9 protein-coding genes and 1 pseudogene are annotated in these 10,736 nt (G+C 68.3%); 7 read left to right on the plus strand and 3 right to left on the minus strand.

What is annotated here, in order from left to right; all coding sequences use genetic code 11:
• Nucleotides 1-342: 342 nt before the first annotated feature.
• Nucleotides 343-1,860, minus strand: coding sequence for a carboxypeptidase M32 (locus FHR04_RS17845; RefSeq protein ID WP_139404575.1), 1,518 nt, complete (start codon nucleotides 1,858-1,860; stop codon nucleotides 343-345).
• 101 nt (nucleotides 1,861-1,961) lie between these two features.
• On the opposite strand from FHR04_RS17845, the gene FHR04_RS17850 reads away from it, so the two are divergent.
• From FHR04_RS17850 to FHR04_RS17875, 6 genes are all read left to right on the plus strand, one after another.
• Nucleotides 1,962-3,794 (plus strand): S9 family peptidase, encoded by a 1,833-nt coding sequence (locus FHR04_RS17850; protein WP_139404576.1) that lies wholly within the window; start codon nucleotides 1,962-1,964, stop codon nucleotides 3,792-3,794.
• Nucleotides 3,795-3,922: 128 nt separating this feature from the next.
• Nucleotides 3,923-4,963 carry a rod shape-determining protein gene (gene mreB / locus FHR04_RS17855; RefSeq protein ID WP_039685470.1) on the plus strand — a complete coding sequence of 347 codons (1,041 nt, stop codon included), beginning with the start codon at nucleotides 3,923-3,925 and terminating at the stop codon, nucleotides 4,961-4,963.
• 74 nt (nucleotides 4,964-5,037) lie between these two features.
• Nucleotides 5,038-5,466 (plus strand): 3-hydroxyacyl-ACP dehydratase FabZ, encoded by a 429-nt coding sequence (gene fabZ / locus FHR04_RS17860; protein WP_039685472.1) that lies wholly within the window; start codon nucleotides 5,038-5,040, stop codon nucleotides 5,464-5,466.
• A gap of 91 nt (nucleotides 5,467-5,557) precedes the next feature.
• Nucleotides 5,558-6,703: an LptF/LptG family permease gene (locus FHR04_RS17865; RefSeq protein WP_139404577.1), complete on the plus strand. Its 1,146-nt coding sequence runs from the start codon at nucleotides 5,558-5,560 to the stop codon at nucleotides 6,701-6,703.
• Complete coding sequence (locus FHR04_RS17870; protein WP_170214013.1) at nucleotides 6,700-7,821, plus strand: MGDG synthase family glycosyltransferase; 1,122 nt, start codon at nucleotides 6,700-6,702, stop codon at nucleotides 7,819-7,821. The genes FHR04_RS17865 and FHR04_RS17870 overlap by 4 nt, the downstream gene beginning before the upstream one ends.
• Nucleotides 7,818-9,062 (plus strand): polysaccharide deacetylase family protein, encoded by a 1,245-nt coding sequence (locus FHR04_RS17875; protein ID WP_039685479.1) that lies wholly within the window; start codon nucleotides 7,818-7,820, stop codon nucleotides 9,060-9,062. Before FHR04_RS17870 ends, FHR04_RS17875 begins: the two co-directional genes overlap by 4 nt.
• Here FHR04_RS17875 and FHR04_RS17880 read toward each other — a convergent pair.
• Both FHR04_RS17880 and FHR04_RS17885 read right to left on the minus strand, forming a co-directional pair.
• The gene (locus FHR04_RS17880; RefSeq protein ID WP_139404579.1) at nucleotides 9,059-9,874 is read right to left on the minus strand and encodes a DUF5694 domain-containing protein; all 816 of its coding nucleotides are present in this window, start codon (nucleotides 9,872-9,874) and stop codon (nucleotides 9,059-9,061) included. The two genes, FHR04_RS17875 and FHR04_RS17880, sit on opposite strands and share 4 nt — an antisense overlap.
• A gap of 88 nt (nucleotides 9,875-9,962) precedes the next feature.
• A complete protein-coding gene (locus FHR04_RS17885) occupies nucleotides 9,963-10,580 on the minus strand; it encodes a transposase (RefSeq protein ID WP_139404580.1) in 618 nt (205 codons plus the stop codon).
• Nucleotides 10,581-10,649: 69 nt separating this feature from the next.
• Between FHR04_RS17885 and FHR04_RS17890 the strand changes: the two are divergent.
• A pseudogene (locus FHR04_RS17890) lies at nucleotides 10,650-10,736 on the plus strand (IS5-like element ISDds9 family transposase); the annotation flags it as partial.

Consider the following 10,736-nt stretch of genomic DNA (forward strand, 5'->3'; position numbering starts at 1 on the left):
AGAAGGACGGGCGCGAGGATTGGCCCGTCCTTCTTCTTTGGCAGGCAATGGAGCGTTGAGCCCTGGCCTGTCGGATGGCCTTCTGGATTACGGCGGGTGCGCGGCCGGAGCGTCATTCGGGCAGCCCCACCCCCCAGCCCTCATCCCCAGGGGGGCCGGGGGAGCGGCGCTGCACTGGGCAGGAGGAGTGGGCCTGGAGGGCGGGAGAGGGCGGCGGCCTCCAGGTCTGATGCCCGGCTCCGTGACGCTGCGTTCGGCCCGTGCGCTACGCGCCCGACGGCCTTCGGTTGCTGTTTCGGTGGAGTGGAGGGGGCGGCTTCTTCCCCTGATTGCCAGTTCTGTTCAGCTCACCCCGTACAGCTCCCCGTACTTCTCGCGCAGGTACTTCAGGTACGGCTCCACGGTCATGGCCTGCCCGGTGGCCCGCTCCACCAGTTCGGCGGGTTTGTACAGCTTGCCGGGCGCATACACGTTTTCTTTCAACCAGCCGTGCAGGCGGGAAAAGTCGGCGCGGGCGATGTCGCCCTCCAGGCCCGGATTGGCCGCCTCGGCAGCGGCGTAGAACTGCGCGCTCAGGACGTTGCCCAGCGTGTAGCCCTGAAAGGCCCCGCCGATGCTGCCGAAGTACCAGTGGACGTCCTGCAAGACCCCGTTCACGTCGCTGGGGGCGCGCAGGCCCAGGTTCTGCTGATAGGCGGCGTGCCACGCGTCGTTCAGGTCACGCACGGTCAGCGTGCCGCCCAGCAACTGGCGCTCCAGCTCGTAGCGGGTGATGACGTGCAGGTTGTAGGTCAGCTCGTCGGCGTCGGTGCGGATGAGAGAACGGGCCACGGTGTTCACGGCGCGGTGCATCTCCTCCTCGGACACGTCCGCGAGCTGCTCGGGAAAGGCGTCGCGGAACTTGCCGAAGTAGGCGGCCCAGAACGCACGGCTGCGCCCCACCTGGTTTTCCCAGAGCCGCGACTGGCTCTCGTGCACCCCGGCGCTGACGCCGCCGCCGATGGGCGTGCCCAGGAAGTCGTCCCGGACGCCCTGCTCGTACATGGCGTGCCCGGACTCGTGCAACGTGGAGTACAGCGCCTCGCCCGGATCATTCGTCTTGACGCGGGTGGTGATGCGCACGTCGTGGCCGCCCAGCCGAGTCATGAAGGGGTGGTGCGTCAGATCCTGGCGGCCCTGCGTGAAGTCATAACCGTAATCGCGGATCACCGCTTCGCCGAAGGCCAGCTGCGCCCCGCTGTCGTAATGGCGGCCCAGGAAGTCGGTGCGGGGCGGCCCAGCCCCAATCACGGCGTCGGCCAGCGGCACCAGCGCTTCACGCAGTTTGCTGAACACGTCGCCTACCTGCTGGGCCGTCATGCCCTCGTCGGACTGATCGATGAAGTAGTCCATCGGATCGCTGAATTCGGGAAAGTAGGCGGCCGCCTGAAGGCTGAAGTCGCGCGACTTTTCCAGATACGGCACCATGCGCGCGAAGTCGTTGTCGGGCCGCGCCGTCGTCCACGCGCTGTAGCTGTCGCCGCCGTGCTGGCTCCAGGCGGCCACGAAATCGGCGGGCAGGCGGGTGGCCTCCTCGAAGTTCTTGCGGGCCACGGCCACCATGCGCGTCTGCGCGGGCGAGAGATCGCTGCGGTTCTGCGCCCCGTCCAGCAGCCTGCCGTACTCGGCGTCGGTGGCGCGGGCATGGGCCAGGCGCGACAGCAGCGACTGCTGGCGCGAGCGCCCCGCCGCCGCCCCGGCGGGCAGATAGGTGCTCTGGTCCCAGCCCAGCAGCGAGCCGATGCCGCCCAGATCGGCCAGTTCCTGCCAGCGGGTCTGGAGGGCTTCCCATGCGGTGTCCGTGGCGGGTGTGGAGGTCATGGCGTGAGGGTAGCGCAGGGACGCTAGCTGCCCCGCTAGGCCGATTGGCCTACCATGCTTCCCGCGCCGTGCCCCCGGCCCGGTATGAAACACTCCCTCACATGCCCCAACGCATCTCCCTGGAAGCCCTGGCGGCCCTGCCGACGGTCTCGGCCCTCAACGTCTCTCGCGGCGGCGATCAGGTGGCCTTTTACGCTGACTGGACGGGGCGCTTCGAGCTGTACACGCTGAACCTGAAGACCCGCGAGCAGCGGCAGGTCACCGATGGGCAGGCCCCCAAAGCCATCCGCGCGGGCTTCGTGTGGGCGACGGACGACTCGCGCATCTTCCTGAGCCGCGATCAGGACGGCGACGAACGGCAGGCGCTGTTCACTCTGGCGCTGGCGTCGGGCGAGGTCACGGCCCTTCAGCACGCGCCGCAGAGCATGGACTACGCGGTGGACGCGCACCCCGACGGCACGCGGCTGCTGGTCAACAGCACGCGCGGCGGGCAGATGAACGTGCAGGTCTATGACCTTGAAAAAGAGGGAGAGGCGGCCTGGACGGTGCTGACCACCCTGCCCAATGCCACCCAGGCCGCCGCCTGGAGTCCCGACGGCACGCGGCTGACCCTGACCACCAACGAGAGCGCGGATTTACGAAACACCGACGGTTACGTGCTGAGCGCCGACGGTTCCAGCCTGCGCCGCGTGCTGCGCGTGCGCGAGGGCAGCCAGGACAGCGTGGGCGAGTGGCACCCGGACGGTAAGCGCGTGGCCGCCAACAGCGACGCAGACGGGAATCGGCGGGTGGGTCTGCTCACGGTGGAGACGGGCGAAGTGCAGTGGCTCACCCCTGCCGACGAGCGCATCGAGGAAACGGCGGGCCAGTTCTCCCCGGATGGGCGCTGGCTGAGCGTCATTCGCAACGTGGACAGCACACTAACGCCCGTGCTGTACGACACGGCCACGGGCGAGGCCCGCGAGCTGAAGCTGCCGCCCGGTCTGGCGGTGGGCACGCAGTTCGCGCACGGCGGCAGCCACCTGCTGTTCAGTTACGTGACCTCCACCACCCGCCCGCAGGTGCTGCTGTACCACTTGGCCGACGACACCACCGAGGTGCTGCTGGACGCCGAATACGGCGACGTCGATCCCGCCGACTTCGTGCCGGGCGAGTATGTCCGCTACCCCACGGCGGACGGGCTGGAGGTGCCGGCGATCCTCTACCGGCCGCGCGAGCTGGAGGACGGCAAAACCTCCCCCGCCCTGATCCACGCGCACGGTGGCCCCACCGCGCAGTTCTTCCGGGGCTTCGACGCGCAGGCGCAGTTTCTGGCCGATCAGGGCTACCTGGTGCTGTGCCCCAACGTGCGCGGCAGCACCGGCTACGGCGTGACGTGGCGCGACGCCAACCTGCTGGACTGGGGCGGGCGCGACCTGGCCGACATCGCCGCCGGGGCGGAATACCTGAAATCGCTGCCAGAGGTGGACGGCACCCGCCTGGGCATCTTCGGGGGCAGCTACGGCGGTTACCTCAGTTACATGGCGGTGGTGAAAGAACCCGATCTGTTCAAGGTGGGCGTGCCCATCGTGGGCATCACCGACCTGCACAGGCTGTACGAGGACAACAGCCGCGTGATGCCGCAACTGGGCTACTACTTCCGCACCATGATGGGTGATCCGGTAGAGAACGCCGAGTTGTGGCGGGACCGCAGTGCCATCACCCACGCCGCCGATCTAAAGGCGCACCTGTTCATGATGCACGGCACCAACGATCCCCGCTGCCCGATCAATCAGGCCAGAGGTTTCCGCGACGCGCTGCTGGCGAACGGGCGCCAGGAAGGCCGTGACTTCGAGTACGTCGAATTTTCCGACGAGGGCCACGGCGCGGGCGACATCGCCGGAAAGACCCGCAGCTACCGCCTGCTGACTGACTACCTGGCGCGGCGCCTGTAGCGCGGAACGGACGCCCCGACTTCAATCCGTCACCCTTCCACCCCATCCTGAAACACTCATGGAACCGGGCCGGGAAGCGCCTGTAGTGCGTGATACGATCAGTGCGTTTTGACCGGAGGGTGCAGAGAGTGAGGCTGTCAGAAGACATTGGAATTGACCTGGGAACGGCGACGTTTCTGATCTATACCCGCAGCCGGGGGCTGGTGTTGCAGGAACCCAGCGTCATCGCCATGACCCGCGACAGCAAGCAGGTCCGGGCGGTGGGCGAGGAAGCGTACCGCATGATCGGGCGCACCCCCGGCGGCATCGTGGCGGTGCGGCCCATCAAGGACGGCGTGATCGCCGACGAGGGTCTGACTGAGAAGATGATCACCATGTTCCTGGCCAAGGTGCAGGGCAACGCCGGGCGGCTGTTCGGGTTCAAGCCGCAGATGATGGTGGGCGTGCCCAGCAGCGTCAGCGACGTGGAGCGCCGGGCCGTGCTGCGGGCGGCCCTGAACGCCAATGCCAAACGGGCCTTTCTCATCGAGGAACCGCTGGCGGCGGCCATCGGCGCGGGCCTCAAGATCACCGAGCCGCTGGGCAGCATGGTGGTGGACATCGGCGGGGGCAGCAGCGACGTGGCCGTGATCTCGCTGGGCGGCATCGTGGTCAGCGAGTCCATGCGCGTGGCAGGCAACGAATTCGACGAGAGCATCATCCGCTACGTGCGCCGCAAGGAAAACGTCCTGATCGGCGAGCGCACCGCCGAGGAGATCAAGGTCAAGGTGGGCGCCGCCATGCTGGTCGACGACGCCGAGAATCTGGTGGCCGAGGTGCGCGGGCGGGACCTGATCAACGGCCTGCCCCGCACCATCAGCCTGGACAGCCGCGACGTGGTCGAAGCCCTGGCCGAACCCGTGACCCGCATCGTGGAGGGGGTCAAGCGCGTGCTGGAGATCACCCCGCCCGAACTGGTCAGCGACATCATCGACCGGGGCATCGTGATGACTGGCGGCGGCAGCCTGCTGCGCAACTTCGACGAGTTGCTGCGTCAGACCACCGGCATTCCCGTTTCCGTGGCCGAGAACGCCGTGGAGGCCGTGGCCGTGGGCACCGGCATGGCGCTGGACATGCTTGCCGTGCTGGGCGACAGTCTGGTGTCCAGCGACTACTACCTGCGCCGTTAAGCAGCGCTGCGGGACGGCAAGGAGGAGCATCCAGAGCCTTCTTCCGGCCAGCCGCGCCCCCAAGGAGTTCCCCCATGCAACCCATCCTGATTCAAGAGGTCATGAAGACCCTGCCGCACCGCTTTCCCTTTCTGTTGGTCGACCGTGTACTCAATGTCGAGAACGGCGAGGTTCACGCCATCAAGAACGTGAGCGTGAACGAGCCGTTCTTTACCGGCCACTTCCCTGGCGAACCGGTGATGCCCGGTGTGCTGATCGTCGAGGCGCTGGCGCAGGCCAGTTTCTTCTGCATGCACGAGGCTCTGGAACCCGGCACCATCGGCTACCTGGCGGGCGTGGACGGCGCGCGGTTCAAGCGCAAGGTGGTGCCCGGCGACACGCTGCACCTGCACGCCAAGCTGGAATTCATGCGCCGGGGCCTGGGCAAGACCACCTGCCGCGCGGAGGTGGACGGGCAGGTGGCGGCGGAGGCCACGATCCTGTTCGCGGTGGGCAAGGGGTGAACCGAGCGCCGTGCGCGGTGCGCGGGACGCGGGAGGAGCTGTTCACCGCGTCCCGCCTCCCGCGTCCCGCCTCCCCCACCACGGGCGCCCCATGACCCGCCTGACCCGCGCCGTCACCGCCGAGCTCCTTCCGCCGCTGCTGGCCGGCACGCTGCTGTTCACGGCGGTCCTGAGCTTCGGGTACTTCTTCATCTCCAGCCAGTGGCTGACCGGGGTGCCGGTGACGCTGATCGGGCGCTGGATCGCCCTGCAGGTGCCGGACACGCTGGTCAAGGTCTTTCCGATGGCCGTGGTCCTGATGACCGTGGTGGCCTTCGGTCGCATGAGCACCGAGCGTGAACTGGTGGCGGTGCAGTCGGGGGGCATCAGCCTGGGGCGGGTGGCGCGGCCCGTGGGCGTGGTGGCCGCGCTGGTCACGGCGCTGGCCGTGTGGCTGAGCCTGTGGGTGGCCCCGCGCGCCAACGTGGAAACGCGTGGGCTGTACTGGGACGGGTTGACCGGGGCCGGATTGTCGCAGCTGGTGGGCAAAACGGTGGACCTGGGCGCGGGCCTGACGCTGGCGCTGGGCGGCTACGACCCGGCCACCCGCGAGCTGAAGAATGTGCGCGTCGAGAAGTGGTCGGCAGAGGCGGGCCGGCGGGCCACCCTGATCTTCGCCGACGCCGGAACCTTCGAGAACAACCTGCTCTCGCTGCGCGGCTACACCGTCTACACGGTGGACTACGCGGCGGCGGCGCGACTTTCCGCTGTGCCGGAGAATGATCCGGCCGCCTTCCGCGCGGCGGTGCAGGACGTGTTTCCCAGCGTGGTGATTCCAGGGGCGGCCAGCGACACGCTGAACGTGGACACCGGGCTGTCGCGCAAGCAGACGCTGGCGGCCTACGCCGACGCCATCGGGGCGGACGCGCAGGGCTGGCCGGAGCTGATCACGGCGCTGACCGCTCCTGACGTGAGGGACGCCGAACGGCAGGCCGCGCGGCTGAACCTGAACCGCAAGCTGGCGCTGCCCTTCGGCAATCTGGTGCTGGCACTCGCGGCACTGCCCTTTGCCCTGCGCTTCGGGCGCACGCTGGGCGTCAGTCTGGGCATCGCGCTGCTGATCGCGGTGGCGTATTACCTGCTGTTCTTCGTGGGCCTGACGGTGGCGGCGGCGCTGCCTGCCCTGCCGGAACTGGGCGTATGGCTGGCCAACATCGTCTTTGCCGGAGCGGGGCTGTGGCTGCTGAGGCGGACATGACAGACCGGACAGAGCTGCGGGCACTGATTCTCTCGGCGTCCTTCGGCAGCGGGCACCACCAGGCCAACGACGCGCTGGATCAGGCGCTACGGGCGGCGGGCGTGGACCTGGCCGCCCGACACGCCGACTTTCTGGCCTACCTGAACCCCGTCGAGCGGGCCGTGACCGCCGGCACCTACGATCTGTGGCTGCGCCACGCCCCCGCCATGTACCGGGCGTTCTACGACTGGACCGACTCCGAGACCGAGCCGAGGGCGCTGACCGGCACCTTCGGCTGGCTGGGCCTGCGCGGCATGACCCGCGACGTGCAGGAGGTGGCGCCGGAGGTCGTCGTCGGCTCCTACCCCACCACCGTCGCGCTGTCCAACACCGCCCGGCAACGGCTGGGCGTGGATTTTCTGAATGCCCTGATCGTCACCGACTACCGTGTCCACCACCACTGGGCGCGGCCCGAGGCCGAGTTGCTGCTGGTGGCCACCGAGGAGGCCCGCGAGCAGATGGCCCGCTGGCGCATTCCGCCGGACAGTGTGGAGGTCACGGGCATTCCGATTGCCCCGGCCTACCGCGCCCTGATCGGGGCCGACAAGGCGGCCCTGCGCCTCAAACACGGGCTGGACCCGGACCTGCCCCTGATCCTGATCTCGGGCGGCGGCACCGGCACCTACCGCGCCCTGAAACCGGTCCTGAACGAACTGGCCGGCCTGGGACGGCGCGTGCAGGTGCTGGTGCTGGCCGGGGCCAGGACGCGGGGGGTGACCCAGCACGGCGGGGCCACCCTGCATCAGCTGGGGCACACCAGCGATTTTCCCGAACTGCTGGCCGCCTCGGATCTGGTGGTGGGCAAGGCCGGTGGCCTGACCGTGGCCGAGGCCACCACGCTGGGCGTGCCGCAGGTCATTCACCAGCCGATTCCCGGTCAGGAGGAACACAACGCCGACTACCTGGAGCGCCACGGCGCGGCGTTGTGGGCGCGGGAATTGCATCAGCTCCGGCCCGCCGTTCTACGGGTGCTGGACGGGGATGAGCATGCCCGCATGAATCATTGTGCCCGCCAGATCAGCCGGCCGGACGCGGCTGACCGGGTGGCGGCGGCGCTGCTGCGGAGACTGGGCCGGTGAGCCAGGGGAAGAGGGGGCAGCAGGGGGGCAGGCGGCCCCGGCTCCTTCCCCTCGCCGCCCTGGGCGCGTATCTGGTCCTGCCCGTGCTGGCCGTGCAGTTCGCCAACCTGGGCCTGATCCGCGAGGGCCGTCGGGGGCGGCGTGAGCTGGCCCTGACCTTCGACGACGGGCCAGACCCCGTGACCACGCCCGCCGTGCTGGACGCGTTGAAGGCCGTGGGCGCGCGGGCCACCTTCTTCGTGCTTGCAGGCCGGGCTTCAGAGCATCCACAGCTGATCGCCCGGATGCTGGCCGAGGGACACGAGGTGGCCGCCCATGCCGACAAACACGTGCATGCCTGGATTCGCACGCCCTGGGGCGGATTCCTGGATGTGGTTCGGGCCGTGAGGCGAACCGCGAACGCCACAGGACAGCCGATTAAGCATCACCGTCCACCGCACGGCGCGTACACCCTGGCGACGGTGCTGGGCCAGCGGGCGGCCGGGGTGCGCGGCGTCCACTGGAGCGTGGAGGGCCAGGACTGGCAGGCGGGACAGACGCCGGACGGGGTGAGAGAGCGGTTGCTGCTCCGCGCTGGCCCCGGCGCCGTCGTCGTCCTGCACGACGCCGGGCCAGGAGCAGCCAACACCGTGCCCATGCTGCCAGGGCTGTTGCAGGAGTTGAAGGCACGCGGCTACACCTTCAAGACCGTCTCTGAATTGGAAGGTGCGGCCCCGGTGGATGGGGCAGCGTTGCGGCGGCGGGCCTTTATCGCGCTAGACCATGTGTTCGACCGGGTGGGCCGCATTCAGCCCACGGCGGGCCGGGCGGACAACCTCTTTCGCACCGGCCCCGTGGCCTTTCCGCTGGAGGGCGTCACGCTGGCCGACGGCACCCCGGTTCCGAAGGGCGCACCCTGCGCCGAGTTCCACGTCAACAATCCCCTGATGGTGGATCTGGGCATCAGCCGGCCCAGCATCCGGCAGGCGCAGCGGGATTACCGGCTGGTGGCCGCCGATCTGCTGAACCGGCCCGACCTGCGGGGCGCGCAATTCATCTTCTGCATCAGCGCCGTCTCGCCGCTGATGGCGGTGATGGGCTTTGAAACCTACGACCTGCCGCCTGCCGACGCCCGACGCTTGCGTCTGTGGGCGCGCGTGATGCGCTGGGGCTACAGCGGCGCCCCGAAAGTGGCCGAGCCGCGGCTGAGCATCCTGAGTCGGGCGGCGTTTCTGGCGCAGTACGGACCAGACGCTCGCTAACCCCCCTCCAATTCCGACAACTCCACCAGACGCAGATCCGGAGCGATGGCCGACAGCACCGCTTCCAGCGGCCCCTTATGGGCGGCCCCCACCAGCGCCAGCACGCGTCCACCAGGAAATAGCGCCGTGATGTGCCGCAGCCGCGCCGCCATGAAGATGTTGCGGGCATTCCAGTCCGCGACCTGGGTGCGGTGTTCGCCGCCGGGCAGGGACCGCCCCAGATACGAGCCGACTTCCAGGGTTTCGCTGTCGGCGATCCACCGGGGGCCGTTGGCGTACTTCAAGTAAGCCCAGTAGTCCCCAGCAGCGTTGGCCCGCTGCAAATGCTCGTCACCTTCCGTCATGGCCGGGGACGAATGAATACCCGCCATGAACGCCTCGTCCTCCCAGAGTTCGGGGAGGACTTTTAACCGCTCCTGAAGGGCCGCGTTCGTCGTGAAGTCATCAAAGTGGTGCAGCCGGGTCTGGCCCAGCTGACGGGCCAGCGGCACGGCCAGACGCTGAATCTCGCCCTTGTGATCCGTGTATTCCTGCAGGCCTGCGGCAAGATCCGGCGGCAGCTGAAGGTCTGGCGTCCAGGTCAGCAGCGCATTTGCTGGCTCTAGCGCCACCAGCCAGGCCAGCACACGTTCGGCGGGGGCCGTGTCCGGGTGAAGGGCCAGCGCCTCAGCCTCGGCCCGACTCCAGGTGCGGTGTTTTCGCGCCCCCGCCTCCAGCCGCAACGCCGCAGGAGAGCCGCCCACCTGCAGACCGGCGTACAGCCCACCCTCCAGCTGGTAGCCCTGCACCACGTCGCCCGGCAGAAGTTCCACCGCCACAGCCTGCGGTGTCCAGGCTGCCAGGCGTTCCAGCGTGGATTGCAGGGCGTTGTCAGTGGTTTCTTCTCTGACATCTTGCAGTTTATTTTGAGGGGGCGAGAAGTGCGTGCTGAAAGGCGTCGAGCGCGTCCAGCTCCAGTTGGAGGGCTTGACGACGCACTTCGGGGACGAACGAGAACCGTACGGTTCTCGCCAGCTCGCCCCAGTCGGGCCACGTGCCTGCTCCCTCCACGGGCAGATCGAGGTTCTGGAGATGGCAGAGCAAGAAGGCCATCCCAGAGAGGCACCACCAGCGCATGACCCCCTGCTTGCTGTGCTGGGCGAAACGTTCAAGACCGAATCTCCCCTTGACCGTTTTAAAGCAGGCCTCGATTCGCCAACGGCGCTTCCCAACGCGGGCGAGGTACTTGCCCCCCAGATCAAGATTGGACATCACGAAGCGTTGTTCTGGCTCGGTGTTGCGGTAGAGCCAGACCCAGGAAACGCACATGGGCTGATCCAGCCCGGTGGGCTGGACCAGACTCCCCCGCACCCTCAGGTCACGGACCTGCCGTCCATCCTCCAATTTCCGGGAGCAGCGCACGCCGACCACGATGTCCAGGCCACGGGCGAGGACGCCCTGAATGAACTCGACACTCTCGAAGCCCCCATCTGCATGCAGACGGGGGCGACGTTTCCCCTTCAGCAACGGGGCTGTCACAGTGCGGAGTAGAGGTCATCCGGAAATTGGATAACAGTGTGCCGCCCCAGGGAGCGGCACACTCTGGCGATGCGGCTGAACGACAATCAGTGGGCCGTCCTGGCGCCCCTTCTCCCCCAACCCGTCAAGCGCACCAAACGTGGACGGCCTCGCTGT

Source organism: Deinococcus radiopugnans ATCC 19172, from assembly GCF_006335125.1.
GTDB lineage: Bacteria > Deinococcota > Deinococci > Deinococcales > Deinococcaceae > Deinococcus > Deinococcus radiopugnans.

Excerpts from the sequence above, each read along its gene's own strand:
- FHR04_RS17870 (WP_170214013.1), top strand. The coding sequence starts at position 6,700 with ATGACAGACCGGACAGAGCTGCGGGCACTGATTCTCTCGGCGTCCTTC.
- FHR04_RS17850 (WP_139404576.1), top strand. The coding sequence starts at position 1,962 with ATGCCCCAACGCATCTCCCTGGAAGCCCTGGCGGCCCTGCCGACGGTC.
- fabZ (WP_039685472.1), top strand. The coding sequence starts at position 5,038 with ATGCAACCCATCCTGATTCAAGAGGTCATGAAGACCCTGCCGCACCGC.
- FHR04_RS17845 (WP_139404575.1), bottom strand. The coding sequence starts at position 1,860 with ATGACCTCCACACCCGCCACGGACACCGCATGGGAAGCCCTCCAGACC.
- FHR04_RS17865 (WP_139404577.1), top strand. The coding sequence starts at position 5,558 with ATGACCCGCCTGACCCGCGCCGTCACCGCCGAGCTCCTTCCGCCGCTG.